This is a genomic window from Murinocardiopsis flavida (genome assembly GCF_003014485.1).
GTDB lineage: Bacteria > Actinomycetota > Actinomycetes > Streptosporangiales > Streptosporangiaceae > Murinocardiopsis > Murinocardiopsis flavida.
Window position 1 is genome coordinate 588,150 of the sequence record NZ_PYGA01000001.1, and the last position, 18,139, is coordinate 606,288.

Consider the following 18,139-nt stretch of genomic DNA (forward strand, 5'->3'; position numbering starts at 1 on the left):
CGGGACAGTACGACCACCCCCAGCCGGCCCCCACCAGCACCCCCACCAGTCGGGCCGCCCCCGGCACCCACCACAGCGAGTGCGGGAGAGCGGTGGCCGTCCCCGGCGGCAGCGGATCGCGGCACTCGCGCGCGGCAGGTCCGAACCGCCGACGCCCGCCGGCGGGCACGACCGGTCCGCCCACCCTGACCGGGCGGCCCTCACCCGATGGGACCGAGCTCCCGCCCGAACGCGCGGACATCCTCGATGAGCAGGTCCGGTGCCTGGAGCGATGCAAAGTGGCCGCCGCGGTCGTACTCCGTCCACCGGACCACATTGTGCTGCCGTTCCGCGATCGTGCGGATCGTGCCGTCACCGGGGAACACGGCGACGGCGGTGGGGACGGCGCTCCACGGCCCGCCGGAGAACGCCTCGCCCGCCTCCTTGTAGAGCCGCGCCGCCGACCCCGCTGTGCGGGTGAGCCAGTAGATCGTGACGTTGGTCAGGACGGCGTCGCGGTCGACGGGGGTCTGCACGGTGCGCGCGGGGTCATAGTCGACGAACCACTCCAGATTCCAGGCGAGCAGGCCGAGCGGCGAGTCGGTCACGGCGTAGGCGAGGGTCTGCGGCCGGGTGGACTGGACGGTGGCGTATCCGGCGCGCTCCTCCCAGTCCGCACCGGCCGCCTGGAGCGCGGCGACTTCCTTCTCCGACAGGCCCGCCAGCGGATCCGCGCTGGTCCAGTCGACCATGGAACCGCTGACCATCGCGTTGAGGTGCACCCCCACGACGTGTTCGGGATCGGTGCGGGCGAGCTCCGACGACACCAGCGACCCGAAGTCCCCGCCCTGGGCCACGTAGCGGCCGTATCCGAGTCGGCGCATGAGTTCGGCCCACGCCCGCGCCGTCCGCTCGATGCCCCACCCCCGCTCGCGGGTCGGCCCCGAGAACGCGAACCCCGGGAGTGACGGCACGACGACGTCGAACGCCGGTGCTCCCGCGGCGCCGTGGCCCGCCGGGTCGGTCAAGGGCCCGATCAGCCCGGCCAGGTCGGCCGGTGTACTCGGCCAGCCGTGCGTCAGCAGCAGCGGAGTGGCGCCCGGCTGGGGCGACCGCGCATGGACGAAGTGCACGGTCTGCCCGTCGATCTCAGTTGTGAACTGCGGAAACGCGTTGAGCCGCCGCTCGTGCGCACGCCAGTCGTAACCGGTGCGCCAGTATTCGGCCAGCGCCGCGAGGTAGTCGGATGCGACGCCGTAGTCCCACCCGGCCGAAGGCAGTTCGTCGGGCCACCTGGCGGCATCCAGCCGGCGGGCCAGGTCGGCCAGGTCCGACTCCGCGACATCAATGGAGAAAGGCGTGATCTCAGAACTCATGGGCCACACGCTAGGGTCCATCTAGGTCAATCACTGTCCTACTACCCCTACGGCACGCGGCCCCGCCCCCAGGTTCACCCCGCGTGCGCGGGGCACTGGAGTACGCGGCCTGGCACTCCAGTGCTCGTCGACGCGGACCGAGCAAGGGACCCGGTTTCCAGCGCGAGCCGGTCCCAGGGTTCGATGTCGCGCCGGAGCTGCCGGTCGTGGGTGGCGAGCACCACTGCCGCGTCGGTGGCGTCGAGCCCTTCGGTCAGCTCGTCCACGAGCGCGATCGAGAGGTGGTTGGTCGGCTCGTCGAGCAACAGGACGTGCGGGCGCGACGCGAGCGCCATTGCGAGGTCGAGCCGGCGTTGCTGCCCCATGGACAGCTCGTGCATCGGCTTGTTGACGTCCGCTGAGGAGAGCAGCCCGAGGGAGGCGAGGGAGACCGCTTCGCCCTCCGTGAGGACACCGGCCCTGATGAGCCTGTTCTGGTGCGCGAGGAACACGTCGCGGGCGCGCTGCGGGCCCGCCTGCGGCGACTCCTGCGTCAGCACCTGCACCCGGACGGTGCGCGCGGTGCGCACAGCGCCGCTGCTCGGCTCGATCCGGCCGGCGAGCACCGCCAGCAGCGTCGACTTGCCCGACCCGTTGACACCGGTGACCGCGAGCCGCGACCCGGAATCGAGGGCGACCGAGACCGGCCGGTCCAGGCGTCCGGCAACGGTGACCTCCTCCGCACTGAGCAGGCTCGCCCCGGCCCGCGCGGGCAGCTCCGGCATGCGGAACCGAAGCGGCGGCGAAGGCATGGAGACCGCGTGCGCCTCCAGGTCGTCGCGCCGTCGGTGGACGGAACGGACGAGTCCGGGCGCCCGGGTCGCCCGCTGGTGCTTGCCGGTGCCCTTGTCCGGACGCCACCCTGTGACCAGCCGGTTCTGCGCCTCGGAGAGGCCCTGGGTGAGTCGCGCGTGTTCGGCCTGCTGCTGCTCGTACTCGGCGGCCCAGCGTTCCCGCTCGGCGCGCCGCCCCTCCTGGTAGCCCGCGAACCCGCCACCGTAGACGCGGGGCCTGCCGTCGCGGCTCGGATCGAGGTCGAGCATCGTCGTGGCCACGTCCGACAGCAGCGCCCGGTCGTGGCTGACGAGCACCACCCCCTGCCCACGGCTGCGCAGATGGGTGGTCAGGTAGTCGAGCCCGGCGGCGTCGAGGTGGTTCGTGGGCTCGTCCAGCAGGAGGAAGTCGTGCGAGGCGCCCAGCAGGCAGGCGAGCCTGACCCGGTAGCGCTGCCCGACCGACAGCTCCGCCAGCGGGCGCGACCGGTCGGTGACGGCGCCCAGGTTCTCCAGCGCGAGATCGACGCGCCGGTCGGCGTCCCATGCGTCCAGTGTTTCGGCGGCGTCCAGGGCCGCCGCGTACGCCTCGGCCGCTCCGGGTGCCGAATGGGCGAGGCCCGCGGCGCTTTCGTCGAACGCGGCCAAGGCCGTGCGCTCGGCGGCGAGCTCGATGTCGATCAGGTCGCCGACGGTGCGGCCGTCGGTCGCCCGCATCTCCTGCTCCGCGACGCCGATCGTGCCGATGCGCCGCACGGTCCCGGCGTCCGGTTCGAGCAGGCCGGCGAGGATGTGCAGCAGCGTGGACTTGCCGCGGCCGTTCTCGCCCACGATCCCCAACCGAGATCGCGGCGCGACCGTGATGTCGACGTCAGAGAGGACCGTTCGGCCGCCGCGGTCGATGTGGATTCCTGCGGCGGTCAGTTGTGCCCGCTCCCCAGCAGGCAGCCCGAATGACGGGCTGAGGGTAGCCATTCTTCCTCCGAACAGAGCTCCGCCCGGCGCCATGGCAGCGAAGGGGATGGGAGCTCACCGAGCTGACGGAAGGCCCAGAGCGGGCCGGTGCAGACGTCAGGTACCCGCGGCCACGCTGTACGTGGAGGCGGGCGCTCGGGTTCGGATCAGAGGAAATAGAGATGCACGGGAAGAATGGTAACAGACTGGTCTCTGAAATCGGACATGGTGTCAGATTCCACCCACGGTTTCCCCCGCCGTGCGCTGGAGGTCGGTGGACATGGACGCCCGGGCGCTGGGTGGGCATGGGAGCGCCCCGGGCGGGGTTCCGGCCGGGGCGCGCTGCGGGTGGTGACGGGGTCAGACTTCGACGACGACCGGGACGATCATCGGGCGGCGGCGGTAGGTGTCGTTGACCCACCGGCCGAGGTTGCGCCGCACGAGCTGGCGGAGCTGCGACGGGTCGGTGATGCCGTCGGCCGCGGCCTTCTCCAGTGAGTCCTGGATCTTGGGGATGACCTCGTCGTAGGCCTCGACGTCGATCCCGGAGCCCCGGGTGTGGATCTGGGGCTCGCCGACCAGCTTGCCGGACTGGGAGTCGACCGCGATCACCACCGAGATGAACCCCTCGTCGCCGAGGATGCGGCGGTCCTTCAGCGCCGACTCGGTGACGTCGCCCACCGAGGTGCCGTCGACGTAGACGTAGCCGGCCGGGACCGCGCCCACGATGCGCGCCTTGCCCTTGTGCAGGTCGACCACCACGCCGTCCTCGGCGATGACGATGCCCTGCTCGGGCACGCCGGTGAGCGCGGCGAGCTTGGCGTGCGCGCGCAGGTGCCGCCACTCGCCGTGCACCGGCATGAAGTTGCGCGGCTTCACCATGTTCAGGACGTACATCAGCTCGCCCGCGGAGGAGTGCCCGGACACGTGCACCAGGGCGTTGCCCTTGTGGACGACGTTGGCGCCCCAGCGGGTGAGCCCGTTGATGTTGCGGTTGACCGCGTTCTCGTTGCCGGGGATGAGCGAGGACGCGAGCACCACGGTGTCGCCCCGCTCGATGCGGATCTGGTGGTCGCGGTTTGCCATACGACTCAGCGCCGCCATGGGCTCGCCCTGGGAGCCGGTGCAGACCAGCAGCACCTGCTCGGGCCGCAGGTCCTCCAACTCCTTGACGTCGACCAGCAGCCCGGCCGGGATGGTGAGGTAGCCGAGGTCGCGCGCGATGTTCATGTTGCGGACCATGGACCGGCCGACAAACGCGACCTTGCGGCCGTGGGCCTCGGCGGAGTCGAGGACCTGCTGCACCCGGTGGATGTGCGACGCGAAGCACGCCAGGATGATGCGCTTGTCGGCCTTGTCGAAGACGTTGTCGATGACCCCGGCGATGTCGCGCTCGCTGGTGACGAACCCCGGCACCTCGGCGTTGGTGGAGTCGGACAGCAGCAGGTCGACGCCCTCGGCACCGAACCGGGCGAACCCGGCGAGGTCGGTGAGCCGGCCGTCGAGCGGCAGCTGGTCCATCTTGAAGTCGCCGGTGTGCAGCAGCGACCCGGCGGGCGTGCGGATGCCGACGGCGAGCGCGTCGGGGATGGAGTGGTTGACCGAGAAGAACTCCAGGTCGAACGCTCCGAACGAGCGGCGCTCGCCCTCGGCGACCTGCACCACCTCGGGCTTGATGCGGTGCTCGCCCAGCTTCGCCGAGATGAACGCGAGGGTGAGCCGGGAGCCCACCAGCGGGATGTCGGCCCGCTCGCGCAACAGGAACGGCACCGCCCCGATGTGGTCCTCGTGGCCATGGGTGAGGACGATCGCGACGACGTCGTCGAGGCGGCCGCGGATGTAGTCGAAGTCCGGCAGGATCAGGTCGACGCCCGGCTGCTCCTCCTCGGGGAACAGCACACCGCAGTCGACGATCAGCAGCTTGCCGCCGTACTCGAAGACGGTCATGTTCCGGCCGATCTCGCCCAGCCCGCCGAGGGGTACGACCCTCAGCGTCTGCTTGGCGAGCGGCGGAGGCGGCCCGAGTTCGGGATGCGGGTGGCTCATGCAGATCCTTCCGTCAAGCGTTCCACTCCCACGGCACTGGCGGGCACGGCCTGGTGCGGGGCGAGCCCGATGGGCCCCTTGACCCCTGCCGCCGCGAGGTCCTCGCGCAGCAGTGCCTGCAATTCGACCGACGCGTCGGCCAGCGGGGTGCGCACCACGCCGCCCGGCAGGCCGAACATGTTCAGCACCGCCTTGGTCGTGATGACCCCCTGGGTGCGGAACAGCCCGGTGTAGACGGGGGTGAGCCGCCGGTGGATGGCAAGGGCCCGGACGACGTCGCCGTCGAAGAAGGCGTCGATCATGTCGTGCAGGTCGGCGCCGACGATGTGGCCGACGACGCTGACGAAGCCCGAGGCGCCGATGGACAGCTGCGGCAGGTTGAGCATGTCGGAGCCGCAGTAGTACGGGAGGTCGGTGCGGGCCATGACCCAGGTGCTCGCGCCGAGGTCGTCCTTTGCGTCCTTGTTGGCGACGATGCGCGGGTGCTCGGCCAGCCGGACGAGCGACTCCGAGGCGATCGGGACGCCGGTGCGGCCGGGGATGTCGTAGAGCATCATGGGCAGCCCGGAGGCGTCGGCGATGGCCGTGAAGTGCCGGATGATGCCTTCCTGCGGCGGCTTGTTGTAGTAAGGCGCCACCGCGAGGACCCCGTGCGCCCCCGCCGCCTCGGCCGCCTTGGCGCGCTCGATGCTGCACCGGGTGTCGTTGGTGCCCACGCCGGCCACGATGGAGGCGCGATCGCCGACGGCTTCGAGGACGGCACGGAGCAGCCGGTCTTTCTCGTCGTCGTCCGTCGTGGGCGACTCGCCGGTGGTACCGCTGATGATCAAGCCGTCGTTTCGCTGCTCTTCGACCAGATATGTGGCCAGACGTGCGGCGCCGTCGTAGTCGACGGAGCCGTCGGCGTGCATCGGAGTGACCATCGCGGTCAACATCCGGCCGAAGGGCGCGTGCGGCGTAGTGCTGCCTACCATAGGGAAAACGGTATCGCGAGTAGGAGCCGACCGGCGCCATGCCACCCGGACGACATGGATTATTCCGGCATCTGCGCCGATGCCGCCCAGAGAGCGGGGGCGTCCCGCTGCGCGCGGACCGCCCCCGGATCATGGGCCCTGTACCGCCTACCGCTCGTCGCGGTCGGGCAGGAACACGCTCAACGCCCAGCTCACAACCGCGACGACGATCGCGCCGAAGAACGCGGATGTGAAACCGTCGACCGTGAACGGCAGGTTGAACAAGCCGCCCAGCCACTCGGTGAGCAGCAGCAGGAACGCGTTCACGATCAGGGCGATGAGGCCCAGCGTCAGGATGTAGAACGCGCAGCCCACCGTCTTGACGATGGGTTTGATGACCGCGTTGACCACACCGAAGATGGCACCCACCGCGAGGTAGGTGGCGATCTGGCTGCCGGTGTCCTGGGCGCCGACGGCGATTCCGGGGACCAGCAGCACCGCCGCCCACAGGGCGAGTGCGTTCACGATGATTCTAATGATGATGCTCACGTCTCCGATGCTGCCACGCCGATCGGCGGATATGCATGCACGGGCGCGGAGTTGGGGGAAAAGCCGGGGTCGTCCCCCACCCCCGCCTCCGTAACCGGACCGCCCACCCGCGTCTCGGCGACCGGACCCGCACTCCCGCGCCTCGGCGACCGGGCCGCCCTCCCGCGCCTCCGCAACAGGACCGCGCGGCCGGGCGGGTCCGGTTGTGCGCGCCGGTACCCGGCCTGGGAGCATTCCGGAAGCACCCCGCCCCTACCCAGATGAGGTCGCCGACCGTGTCCACTCAAGACTTCGTCCGCGCAGCGCGGGTCGCCGACATCGACACCGTCGTCGAGGTGCAGGTCGCGGCGTGGCGGACGATGTACGGCCCGCTGCTGCCCGAACCGGTCCTCGCCGAGCTCACCGGGGCGGAGGCCGCGTCGGCGTTCGCCGAGCAGTGGCGCGCCGCCGTGCGGAACCCGCCGACGTCCAAGCACCGCCTCCTGGTGGGCACGCACGACCGCGAGGTGGTGGGGTTCGTCTCGGTCGCGCCCTCGGAGGACCCGGACCGCTGGCCGGGCACCGACGGCGAAATCCTCGCGCTGCACGTCGACCCGGCGGCGACCGGCCAGGGCCACGGCAGCCGGCTGCTGAACGCCGCGGTGGACCACCTCATCGAGGACGGCATTCGCGCGGTGTACGCGTGGACCCTTGAGGCCGCCAACCCGCTGCGGTCGTTCCTGGAGGCGAGCAACTGGCAGCCCGACGGCGCCCGCAGGGAGATCGACATGGGCGTCCTCGTGCCCATGGTCCGGCTGCACGCCGCGATCGGGCCCTGACCCCGCCGCGCCGCGGGCGGCGCTAACGTTGTGCGGACGCCGGTGCACGCCTCCGGCGCCGCTGTCGATTCGAGCGAGAAGAGGGACCAGCGCGTGGCCTCGGTGAGCGAATGGGTGGCGGGCGCGCGCCCGCGCACCTTGCCGAATTCGATCGTGCCCGTCGCGGTGGGCACCGGCGCCGCGTTCGCGGCCGACGGCTTCGTGTGGTGGAAGGCGCTGCTGGCCCTGATCGTCTCGCTGGCGCTCCAGGTCGGGGTGAACTACGCCAACGACTACAGCGACGGCATCCGCGGCACCGACGCCGACCGGGTGGGCCCGCTGCGGCTGACGGCCACCCGCCTCGCCGAACCCGCGCAGGTCCGCACCGCCGCGATGCTCTCTTTCGCGATCGCGGCCGTCGCCGGGCTGGTCCTGGCCGCGACGTCGTCGTGGTGGCTGCTGCTGGTCGGGGCCGCGGCGATCGTGGCGGCCTGGTTCTACACGGGCGGCAGCACCCCCTACGGGTACCACGCGCTCGGCGAGGTGTCGGTGTTCGTGTTCTTCGGCCTGGTGGCCGTGGTCGGCACCGTGTTCGTGCAGGTCGGATCGGTGCCGTGGTACGCGTGGGCCGCGGCGGTGCCCGTCGGGCTGCTGTCGTGCTCGGTGCTGGTGGTCAACAACCTCCGCGACATCCCCACCGACACCGCCACCGGCAAGCGGACGCTGGCCGTGGTGCTGGGCGACGCCGGGACCCGGCGGCTCTACCTCGGCTGCATCGCCGTCGCGTTCGCAACGGCGCTCGCTGTGGCGGCGGTGAGCTGGTGGGTGCTGCTGGTGCTCGTCGCGGCGCCGTTCGCCGTCCCGCCGGGACGCAGGGTCGCGTCCGGGCAGGTCGGCACCGACCTGGTCCTCGCGCTGGGCGAGACGGGGCGGCTGCAACTGGTGTTCGGGGCGCTGTTCGCCCTCACGCTCCTGACCGCGTGAACGGCGCACGGCCCGCCGGCCGCACCCTCTCGGGATGGAAGCCCAGCTCATGCCCTAGGCTTCGGCGCATGAAATCGCCCATGAGATACCTCCTGGCCTGCGGAGCCATTGCGGCCCTCACCCTCACCGGGTGCGGCGTACTGAGCGGCGGCGGCGAGTCGTCCCCCGAGGGGGCCGGCGGCGATCCCGTCAACGGCGGCAAGGTCGAGGCGGGCAAGTCCAAGCCCCGCAAGACGATCGCCAGCCAGGACGTCACCGTGCAGGGCGCCGACCTGCACTTCGCGGTCCACGACCTCGCCCGGCGCGGCAAGACCGTCGAGCTGACCTTCTCCGTCAGCAACACCGGCAAGAAGGAGATCGAACTCGGCACCGCCTTCATCGACGGCAACGTCCTCAGCGACGACCGCGGCACGATCGCCGGAGTGAAGCTCATCGACCCGGGCAACGGCAAGGTCCACCTGGTCGCGCGCGATTCCCAGAAGCGGTGCGTGTGCACCGGCCCCAAGTACGGGGAGCCCCTCGAAGGCGGCGACAGCATCCTCATGAGCGGCACCTACGGCGCCCCGCCGAAGGACGTCGAGGAGATGAACGTCAGCATCCCCAAGGCGGGAACCCTGAACGATGTCCCGCTCAGCTGACGTCGTGGGCCTGGCCGCGGCGGCGGCAGCGGTCCTGCTGCTCGCGCCCGTCCCCGCTGCGGCCGATGCCGAACCCGGCCCGGTGGCGGAGGCCCCGATCCTCGACCTCTCCCTACCGGTGAACGGCATCAGCGCGCCCGTTGAGGACCTCACCTACGCCACCGAGAACGAGGACGGCTCTCTCACCGACGCGGAGAACGCCAAAGAGCGCACCGTCACACTCGCCGCCGACGTCCTGTTCGACTTCGACAAGGCCACCCTCAGCGGCAAGGCCGAGACGGCGCTGGCGGAGGCCGCCGGGATCCTCGAGGAGCACGCCGGCGGGAAGACCGTCGACATCGTCGGCTACACCGACGCCAAGGGCGACGACGCCTACAACACCAAGCTCTCCGAGGACCGCGCCGAGACCGTCCGGGCGGAGCTGGAGCCGCTCGTCAGCGGCACGGAGGTGAAGTTCCGCACAGCGGGCAAGGGCTCGGCCGACCCGGTCGCCCCCAACGAGGTCGACGGCGAGGACAACCCCAAGGGGCGGGAGAAGAACCGCCGGGTGGAGATCCGCTTCCCGCGCTGACCGGTGCGCACCGGGCGGAGGGGGCCGCGCTCCACCGCCCCGGGCCTCCTCGGGCGCTCCGGGGACTCAGCCGAGGTCGAGCAGCGGCTCCAGGCCGACGGTGAGCTGGTCGGGCAGGCCCGCGACGCTGCGCACGCCGAGGAGCACGCCCGGCATGAAGGACTCGCGGTTCATGGAGTCGTGCCGGATGGTGAGGGTCTCGCCGTCGGTGCCGAGGACGACCTCCTGGTGCGCGATGAGCCCCTGGATGCGCAGCGCGTGCACGCGCACCCCCTCGATGTCGGCCCCGCGGGCGCCCGGCACTTCGGCGGTGGTGGCGTCGGGCATGGGCGCGGCACCGGCGTTGTCGCGCGCCCGCGCGATGAGCTCGGCGGTGTGCTGCGCGGTGCCGCTGGGAGCGTCGGCCTTCTTGGTGTGGTGCAGCTCGATGATCTCGGCGGAGTCGAAGTAGGGCGCGGCCTTCGCCGCGAAGTGCATCATCAGCACCGCGGCGATGCCGAAGTTGGGCGCGACGAGCGCGTTGGCGCCGGGGTGCTCGGCGAGCACGCCGCGCAGCTCGGCGAGCCGGGCGTCGTCGAACCCGCTGGTGCCGACGACAGCGTGGATGCCGTTCGCCGCGAGCCAGCGGAGGTTGTCCATGACGGCGTCGGGGTGGGTGAAGTCGACGACGACGTCGGCCCCGAGGACCCGGTCGCGCTCCCCCGCGGTGTCGATCCCCGCCACCAGTTCGGTGTCGGCGGCGCCGCCGACGGCCTTGACGACTTCTGACCCCATGCGCCCATCGGCGCCGAATACTCCTACCTTGATCACGGGCCTCACCGTACCGGAGGCGGCGACCCGCCGGTGGTCTTGACCGGCGCGCCGGGTGGGTAAGTGCCCAGCGAGGCACCCCGCCCCATCCCCCGATCCGCACACAGAGGAGCGGACATGTTCGAGCGGTTCAGCCGGCGCGCCCGGCAGGTGATCGTCTTCGCCCAGGAGGAGGCGCGCGCCCTCGACCACGCCTACATCGGCACCGAGCACCTGGTGCTGGGGCTGGTCCGCGAGGAGGACGGGTCCGCGATGGCGGTGCTGGGGGTGCTGGGCATCAGCCCCGGCGCCATCCGCGAGCGGGTGCTCGCCCAGGTCGAACCCGGCGAGCAGGCACCCGAGGGCAACATCCCGTTCACGCGGCGCGCCAAGAAGGTGCTCGAACACTCGCTGCGCGAGGCCATCGCCATGCGGCACTACGACATCAGCACCGCGCACCTGCTGCTCGGCCTGCTGCGCGAGGGCGGCGGCATCGGCGCGCGGGCGCTGGAGGGCGCGGGAGTGCAAACGCAGGCGGTGCGCGACGCCAGCCGCCAGTTCCTTTCCGGTCCTCCAGGTGCCGAGATTCGAGACCGCCGGAAACGGCGCCCCGTCGGGGGCTTCGGCGGCGAAGCGGCCGGCGGGCCGTTCGGGCAGCCCACTGAGACCGCCCAGCAGCTCGCCCGGATCGAGACCCTGCTCCACGGCCTCGCCGACCGCGTCAAGGACGTCGAGCAGCGCCTCGCCGCCCTCGACGGCGGCGCCGCCGACACCAAGGAAGCCACCGAAGACTAGCGCCAATGTCGTTGAACCAACGGGTGCGAGGGTGTTCTCACGGCTCTGCTGGCCTCGGGCGAGGGGGTGGGCTGCCGTCGGCCGCGGTCGTCGTTGGGTCAGGCGGGTGTGGGGGGCAGGGTGGTGTCGAGGGCGGCGCGGAGGTGGCCGTCGGTGTCGGTGAGCATCCGAGCGGCGGCGTCGGGGCCCACCCCGGCGAGGATCATCAGGATCGCGTTCTTCACCTCGCCGCCCGCCGACGCGAGCGCCTCCTCGATCCGCAGGTCTGAGGCTCCCGTCGCGAGGGCGACGATCCGCCGGGAGCGGGCCCGCAGCTTCGCGTTCGTGCTGCGCAGGTCGACCATGAGGTTCCCGTAGGTCTTGCCGAGGCGGATCATCGTGATCGTGGAGATCATGTTGAGGACCAGTTTCTGCACCGTCCCCGCCTTGAGGCGGGTGGACCCGGTGACGAGCTCGGGCCCCGCCACGACCTCCAGCGCGTGCTCGGCGGCGCCGCCCAGCGGGGACCCGCTGTTGCACGCCAGCCCCACGGTCAGCGCCCCGGCGGCGCGGGCGTGGACGACCGCCGTCACGGCGTAGGGCGTGCGGCCGGACGCGGAGATCCCGACCACGACGTCGGCGGGGCCGATGCCGAGCGCGTCCAGGTCGGCGCCTGCCCGACCCCGGTCGTCCTCGGCGCCCTCGACGGCGGAGCGGATCGCCGCCTCGCCCCCGGCGATCAACCCGACGACCTGGCCCGGCGCCGTGTTGAACGTGGGAGGGCACTCGCTGGCGTCGAGCACGCCCATGCGCCCGGCGGTGCCGGCCCCCGCGTAGATCAGCCGGCCGCCGCCCCGCATCCTGGCGGCGATGGCGTCGATGGCGGCGGCGATGGCAGGGAGCTGCGCGGCGATGGCCGCGGGGACCCCGGCGTCGGCGGTGTTCATCGCCCGTGCGAGCTCGACGGTGGGCAGCCGGTCGATGTCGGCGTGCTCGGGCCGGTTGGCCTCGGTCGCCAGCGTCTCCAACTGTGCGCGCAATTCGTCGTGGGGCATCCCGTGGTGTTCCTCTGCGGTGGTCGTGGCGCGAGGCGACGACGCTCCCCGGCGCAAAGCACCCGGGAACGTGCGGGATTTTCCTACCTCGACTTCTTGCACTACGTAGATTATTGACGAATGGGTGCGGTTTCCACCGCGCACGGCGCCGATCGGCTCCCCGGGCACGACGCGGCCCCCGGCGCACCGAGCCGTCGGTGCACCGGGGGCCGCGCGAACGGCGCTCCGGGTCAGAACTCGCGGCCCTCCTCGTAGGGGCCGATGACGGCGAGCGTCTGCTCCCCGTTGAGGATGTCGGCCGCCACGGCGCGGACGTCGTCGGCGGTGACCGCGTCGAACAGGGCGAGGTCGTCCTCCACCGAGTAGTGGCGGGGGAACGCCAGCTCGTGCTGCGTGAGACGGCCCATGCGGGAGTTCGTCCCCTCGGTGCCCAGCACCCACGACCCGCGGATCTGGCCCTTGGCGCGCACCAGCTCGTCGTCGGTGAGCCCGTCGGCGGCCGCGCGCGCCAGCTCCGCCCGGCACACCGACAGCACTTCGTCGATCTTGCCGGGCAGGCAGCCCACATACACCTGGAAGCTGCCGCAGTCGGCGTAGGACGCGGTGTAGGCGTGCACCGCGTACGCCAGCCCGCGCCGCTCCCGCACCTCCTGGAACAGCCGGGAGCTCATCCCGCCGCCCAGCTCCGCGCTGAGCACCTTCAGCGCGTACCAGCGCGGGTCCGTGCGGGCGACGCCGTCCACACCGAGGATCACGTGGGCCTGCTCGGTCTCGCGCGAGAGCAGGGTCTGCCCCGCGTGCACCGGCACCCGCGGGCCGCCGATGCGCGGGGCGGCCGGGCGGGCGTCGCCCGCCGCCGCCGACTGCGCCGCGAACGCCTCGGCGACCTGGGCGACGACCGCCTCGTGTTCGAGGTTGCCGGCCGCCGCCACGACCAGCCGCGAGGGGACGTAGCTCTCGCGGTACTGCTCGAAGATGCGGTCGCGCGACAGCCCCGCGATGGTGTCGTTGGTGCCCAGCACCGGCCGCCCGAGCGGCGAGTCGGCGTGGAAGTACTCGGCGAACACGTCGTCCACCAGGTCGCTCGGCTCGTCCTCGTACATCGCGATCTCTTCGAGGATGACCCCCCGCTCGGTCTCGACCTCGCGGGGGTCCAGGACCGAGTTCGCGACCATGTCGCTCACCACGTCGATCGCGAGCGGCAGGTCCCGGTCGAGCACCTTGGCGTAGTAGCTGGTCTGCTCCTTGGTGGTGTAGGCGTTGTGGTCGGCGCCCACACCGTCGAGCAGCGCGGAGATCTCCAGGGGCGATCGGGTCCCGGTGCCTTTGAACAGCAGGTGTTCGAGGAAGTGCGCCGACCCGGCGTGCGCGGCGTCCTCGTCGCGCGAACCGGTGGTCGCGGTGATGCCGAACGCCGCCGACCGCACACCCGGCATGGCCTCGGTGACGACGCGCAGCCCGCCCGGTAGCACCGTCCGCCGCACCAGGCCCGAGCCCTCGCCCGGCTCCTGCAAGGTGACCGTTGTGTCGGGCCGCTGCTCGGCGGCGATGGGGTGAGAGCTCATGAGTCCTTCTCGAATACGCGGCTGCTGCGGATACCGCAGGGGCGGCCGCACCCGTGGTGCGGCCGCCCCTGCCCGACTATTGCGCTGATCAGGTGTTCTCGCCGCGCCCGCCGCGGGTGCGGCGGCGACGGCGGTCGCCGTCCTCACCCGCGGACTCGCCCTTCTCGGGCTTGTCGGCGGACTCCTCGGCCGCGGCCGGCTCGGCCGCCGGCTTGGCGACGGCCTCGGCCTCGACCACCTCGACCGGGATCAGCGAGAGCTTGCCGCGGTCGTCGATCTCGCGGATCTCGACCTGGATCTTCTCGCCGATGCTGATGACGTCGTCGAGGTTCTCGATCCGTTTGCCGCCGTGCAGCTTGCGGATCTGCGACACGTGCAGCAGGCCGTCCTTGCCGGGCAGCAGGGAGACGAACGCGCCGAAGGCGGTGGTCTTGACGACCGTGCCCAGGTAGCGGTCGCCGACCTCCGGCATGGTCGGGTTGGCGATGCTGTTGATGGTGTCGCGCGCCGCCTCGGCGGACGGGCCGTCGGTGGCACCGATGTAGATGGTGCCGTCGTCCTCGATGGTGATCTCGGCGCCGGTGTCGTCCTGGATCGAGTTGATCATCTTGCCCTTGGGGCCGATGACCTCGCCGATCTTGTCGACGGGCACCTTCACCGTGAGGATGCGCGGCGCGTGCGGGCTCATCTCGGCCGGACGCTCGATGGCCTCGGACATGACGTCGAGGATGGCGAGCCGCGCCCCCCGGGCCTGCTGGAGCGCCTGGGCGAGCTGCGAGGCGGGGATGCCGTCGAGCTTGGTGTCGAGCTGGAGCGCGGTGATGAGCTCCCGGGTGCCGGCGACCTTGAAGTCCATGTCGCCGAACGCGTCCTCGGCGCCGAGGATGTCGGTCAGCGTGACGTACTGGTCGCCCTCGCTGATCAGGCCCATGGCGATGCCGGCCACCATCTCCTTCAGCGGCACACCGGCCGACATGAGGGACATCGTGGACGCGCACACCGACCCCATGGACGTGGAGCCGTTGGAGCCCAGCGCCTCCGACACCTGGCGGATGGCGTAGGGGAACTCCTCGCGGGTCGGCAGGACCGGGACGAGGGCCCGCTCGGCGAGCGCGCCGTGCCCGATCTCGCGCCGCTTGGGCGAGCCCACGCGGCCGGTCTCGCCGGTGGAGTACGGCGGGAAGTTGTAGTTGTGCATGTAGCGCTTGGTCCGCTCGGGGTTGAGCGTGTCGACCATCTGCTCCATGCGCAGCATGTTCAGCGTGCTGACACCCAGGATCTGGGTCTCGCCGCGCTCGAACAGCGCCGAGCCGTGCACCCGCGGGATCACGCCGACCTCGGCGGAGAGCTGGCGGATGTCCTTGGGGCCGCGGCCGTCGATGCGGACCTTCTCGTTGAGGACCCGCTCGCGCATGAGCTGCTTGGTGAGCGACTTGAACGCCGCGCCGACCTCCTTCTCGCGCCCCTCGAAGTCCTCGGCGAGCTTCTCGGTGGCGAGCGCCTTGACCCGGTCGAGCTCGGCCTCGCGGTCCTGCTTGTCGGCGATGGTCAGCGCCTGCGCGAGTTCGGTGCGCACGGCGCCCTCGACGGCGGCGTAGGCGTCGTCCTCGTAGTCGAGGAAGATCGGGAACTCGCCGGTCTCCTTGGACGCCTGCTCGGCGAGCGCCGACTGCGCCTTGCAGAGCACCTTGATGAACGGCTTGGACGCCTCGAGGCCCTCGGCGACGGTCTGCTCGTTGGGGCCGACCGCACCGCCGGCGACCAGGTTCAGGGTGCGCGGCGTGGACTCGGCCTCGACCATCATGATGGCGACGTCGCCGTCGGCCAGCACCCGGCCGGCGACGACCATGTCGAACGTCGCGTTCTCCAGCTCCGAGTGGGTCGGGAACGCCACCCACTGGCCCTCGATGAGAGCGACGCGCACCCCGCCGATGGGGCCGGAGAACGGCAGCCCGGCGATCTGGGTGGACATCGACGCGGCGTTGATGGCGACCACGTCGTAGAGGTGGTCGGGGTTCAGCGCCATGATGGTCTCGACGACCTGGATCTCGTTGCGCAGGCCCTTGGTGAACGAGGGGCGCAGCGGCCGGTCGATGAGCCGGCAGGTGAGGATGGCGTCCTCGGACGGGCGGCCCTCGCGCCGGAAGAACGAGCCGGGGATCCGGCCCGCGGCGTACATGCGCTCCTCGACGTCCACGGTCAGCGGGAAGAAGTCGAGGTTGTCCTTCGGCCGCTTCGACGCGGTGGTCGCGGACAGGACCATGGTCTCGTCGTCCAGATAGGCGACGGCGGACCCGGCGGCCTGCCGGGCGACCCGGCCGGTCTCGAAGCGGATCTTGCGGGTGCCGAAACGACCGTTGTCGATCTCGGCTACTGCGGAATACGCGCCCTCCATGGGCGTCCTCCTACACGGTCTCGGGATATGGGTCGATCCCGCATGCTCGTGCCCGGAGATGGAGCCGTCGAGTCGTCGCCACTGGGACACCGGGCAGTGCCGCGCATACGCGGGCGGCGCTGCGACCGGGGTCATTCTGGCGGCCGGCCTTCGATCGAAGCCCTCGGCGCGACCCCGTGGGGGCGAGCCGAAGACCACTACCGAGGACCGGCCTCGACGCGGCGACCGGGACATCGGGCCGCGGGAAGATCGTCATTCGATTATCGGTGCCATGCCGGTACCTGGCAAGGTCACAACGCCACCACCGCGGCGGTGGCGCCGCACACCACACTACTAAGAAAGGGAGCGGCCGGGGCCGCTCCCTGGACGGTATCGGCCTACGCCGTGCTCAGCGGCGCAGCCCGAGGCGCTTGATCAGCGCGCGGTACCGGTTGATGTCCTTCTTCTCGATGTACTGAAGGAGGCGGCGGCGGCGGCCGACCATCAGCAGCAGGCCGCGCCGGCTGTGGTGGTCGTGCTTGTGGGACTTCAGGTGCTCGGTGAGCTCGGTGATGCGGTGCGTGAGCAGCGCGACCTGCACGTCGGGGGAACCGGTGTCGCCCTCGACGGTGGCGTAGTCGGCGATGATCTTGTTCTTCGTGGCGGTGTCGATCGACACGGCGCTCCTTCTTGATTCATGGCACGCGGGTGGTTGAGCGTTCCCGCGCCCCGCCGTGCGACGGCGGCGCGCAGGCCGGCGACCATGCGAGCCCACAGTCTCCGGATGGTTGTCGTCCCGCGCCGCGATGCGGACCTGTGCGGTCGAACGCAGCGGACGCTGTGCCCACGAATACTCCTGGGCACGACCGACCTACCGATCCTATGCCATGCCGCGATGTCCTCGGACACCTCGCGCGGCGGGGCCGCCCCGTCAGCCCGGGGACCCGCCCGCCAGCATCCGCCGGGCGGTCGCGACGTCGCGGTCCATGGCGGTGATCAGCTCCTCGACGCTGTCGAACCGCTCCTGCCCGCGGATGCGGCGGACGAAGTCGACCGCCATCGGCGCCCCGTACAGCTCCAGGTCGTCGCGGTCGAGCGCGTACGCCTCGACGGTCCGGTCGGGGCCGTCGAACGTGGGGTTGGTCCCAACGGAGATCGCGCACGGCCACTGGTCCTCCGCGCCGGGGGCGGGGCCGGTGTGCAGCAGCCGCCCCGCGTAGACGCCGTCGGCCGGGACGGCGAGGCCCGGCGGCAGGTCGAGGTTCGCGGTGGGGAAGCCGAGGAGGTCGCGGCCGCGCGCGAAGCCCCGCACGACCACGCCGCCGACCCGGTGCGGGCGCCCGAGCAGCGCGGCGGCGGCCTCGACGTCGCCGGCCGCGACCCGCTCGCGGATGAGGGTGGCGGAGACGGCGGTGGCGGCGGGGCCGTCGGCGACGAGCGGGACGGCGTCGACGGCCAACCCCGCCTTGTCGCCGAGCGTGCGCAGCAGGCCGACGTCGCCGGCCGCTGCCGCGCCGAAGCGGAAGTCCGCGCCGACCACGGCGGCCTCGGCGTGCAGCAGGTCGACCAGCACCTGCCGGACGAAGTCCTCGGCTGGCGTCGCGGCGAACCCCGGCGTGAAGTCCAGCACGCACACCGCGTCGGCGCCGTGCGCGGCGAGCAGGGCGTCGCGCCGCTCCGGCGGGGTCAGCACCGCGGGCGCCGCCCCGCGGAGCACGGCATCGGGGTGCGGATCGAACGCGACGACCACCATGGGCAGTCCCTCGGCGGCGGCACGCCCCGCAGCCGCGGCGAGGACGGCCTGGTGGCCGCGGTGGACGCCGTCGAAGACCCCGACGGCGACAACGGAACGGCCCCAGTCGGCCGGAACGTCGTCCGGCCCGCGCCAGTGCAGCACCTCGGCTCCCTCCTGCCGCGCAGCGG

At 71.8% G+C, this 18,139-nt stretch carries 16 protein-coding genes; 5 read left to right on the plus strand and 11 right to left on the minus strand.

From position 1 onward, the window contains the following. Positions 1–200: 200 nt before the first annotated feature. From CLV63_RS02560 to CLV63_RS33985, 5 genes are all read right to left on the minus strand, one after another. Positions 201–1,355: an epoxide hydrolase family protein gene (locus CLV63_RS02560; protein ID WP_106581185.1), complete on the minus strand. Its 1,155-nt coding sequence runs from the start codon at positions 1,353–1,355 to the stop codon at positions 201–203. 74 nt (positions 1,356–1,429) lie between these two features. Then, positions 1,430–3,142 (minus strand): ABC-F family ATP-binding cassette domain-containing protein, encoded by a 1,713-nt coding sequence (locus tag CLV63_RS02565; protein WP_106581186.1) that lies wholly within the window; start codon positions 3,140–3,142, stop codon positions 1,430–1,432. Between the two features lie 339 nt (positions 3,143–3,481). Next, positions 3,482–5,167, minus strand: a complete 1,686-nt coding sequence (locus CLV63_RS02570; RefSeq protein WP_106581187.1) for a ribonuclease J — start codon at positions 5,165–5,167, stop codon at positions 3,482–3,484. Further along, the gene (dapA, locus tag CLV63_RS02575) at positions 5,164–6,141 is read right to left on the minus strand and encodes a 4-hydroxy-tetrahydrodipicolinate synthase (RefSeq protein WP_106581188.1); all 978 of its coding nucleotides are present in this window, start codon (positions 6,139–6,141) and stop codon (positions 5,164–5,166) included. The genes CLV63_RS02570 and dapA overlap by 4 nt, the downstream gene beginning before the upstream one ends. Before the next feature lie 147 nt (positions 6,142–6,288). Further along, entirely contained in the window at positions 6,289–6,669 is a 381-nt protein-coding gene (locus CLV63_RS33985) for a phage holin family protein (RefSeq protein ID WP_211301104.1), read from the minus strand. 275 nt (positions 6,670–6,944) lie between these two features. Here CLV63_RS33985 and CLV63_RS02585 point away from each other — a divergent pair, with 275 nt between their 5' ends. The 4 genes from CLV63_RS02585 (at position 6,945) to CLV63_RS02600 (ending at position 9,659) form a co-directional block, all read left to right on the plus strand. Continuing rightward, positions 6,945–7,487 (plus strand): GNAT family N-acetyltransferase, encoded by a 543-nt coding sequence (locus CLV63_RS02585; RefSeq protein ID WP_106581272.1) that lies wholly within the window; start codon positions 6,945–6,947, stop codon positions 7,485–7,487. A gap of 93 nt (positions 7,488–7,580) precedes the next feature. Then, entirely contained in the window at positions 7,581–8,450 is an 870-nt protein-coding gene (locus CLV63_RS02590) for a 1,4-dihydroxy-2-naphthoate polyprenyltransferase (protein ID WP_106581273.1), read from the plus strand. A gap of 68 nt (positions 8,451–8,518) precedes the next feature. Further along, complete coding sequence (locus tag CLV63_RS02595; protein WP_245928529.1) at positions 8,519–9,088, plus strand: hypothetical protein; 570 nt, start codon at positions 8,519–8,521, stop codon at positions 9,086–9,088. Beyond that, a complete protein-coding gene (locus CLV63_RS02600) occupies positions 9,072–9,659 on the plus strand; it encodes an OmpA family protein (protein ID WP_106581191.1) in 588 nt (195 codons plus the stop codon). Before CLV63_RS02595 ends, CLV63_RS02600 begins: the two co-directional genes overlap by 17 nt. 66 nt (positions 9,660–9,725) lie before the next feature. Here the strand turns inward: CLV63_RS02600 and dapB are convergent, their stop codons facing one another. Further along, positions 9,726–10,469: a 4-hydroxy-tetrahydrodipicolinate reductase gene (gene dapB, locus CLV63_RS02605; RefSeq protein ID WP_211301105.1), complete on the minus strand. Its 744-nt coding sequence runs from the start codon at positions 10,467–10,469 to the stop codon at positions 9,726–9,728. A 117-nt stretch (positions 10,470–10,586) separates the two neighbouring features. Between dapB and CLV63_RS33120 the strand changes: the two genes are divergently transcribed. Further along, entirely contained in the window at positions 10,587–11,243 is a 657-nt protein-coding gene (locus CLV63_RS33120; RefSeq protein WP_146165504.1) for a Clp protease N-terminal domain-containing protein, read from the plus strand. Between the two features lie 98 nt (positions 11,244–11,341). On the opposite strand, the gene murQ is transcribed toward CLV63_RS33120, so the two are convergent. The 5 genes from murQ to CLV63_RS02635 all read right to left on the minus strand — a co-directional run bounded on the left by murQ (position 11,342) and on the right by CLV63_RS02635 (position 18,113). After that, a complete protein-coding gene (gene murQ, locus CLV63_RS02615; RefSeq protein ID WP_106581193.1) occupies positions 11,342–12,277 on the minus strand; it encodes an N-acetylmuramic acid 6-phosphate etherase in 936 nt (311 codons plus the stop codon). Positions 12,278–12,507: 230 nt separating this feature from the next. Continuing rightward, complete coding sequence (locus tag CLV63_RS02620) at positions 12,508–13,842, minus strand: M16 family metallopeptidase (RefSeq protein WP_106581194.1); 1,335 nt, start codon at positions 13,840–13,842, stop codon at positions 12,508–12,510. 88 nt (positions 13,843–13,930) lie between these two features. Next, complete coding sequence (locus tag CLV63_RS02625; RefSeq protein WP_106581195.1) at positions 13,931–16,237, minus strand: polyribonucleotide nucleotidyltransferase; 2,307 nt, start codon at positions 16,235–16,237, stop codon at positions 13,931–13,933. Between the two features lie 388 nt (positions 16,238–16,625). Next, a complete protein-coding gene (gene rpsO / locus CLV63_RS02630) occupies positions 16,626–16,895 on the minus strand; it encodes a 30S ribosomal protein S15 (protein ID WP_106581196.1) in 270 nt (89 codons plus the stop codon). Positions 16,896–17,147: 252 nt separating this feature from the next. After that, entirely contained in the window at positions 17,148–18,113 is a 966-nt protein-coding gene (locus CLV63_RS02635; protein WP_106581197.1) for a bifunctional riboflavin kinase/FAD synthetase, read from the minus strand. Between the last annotated feature and the right edge of the window lie 26 nt (positions 18,114–18,139).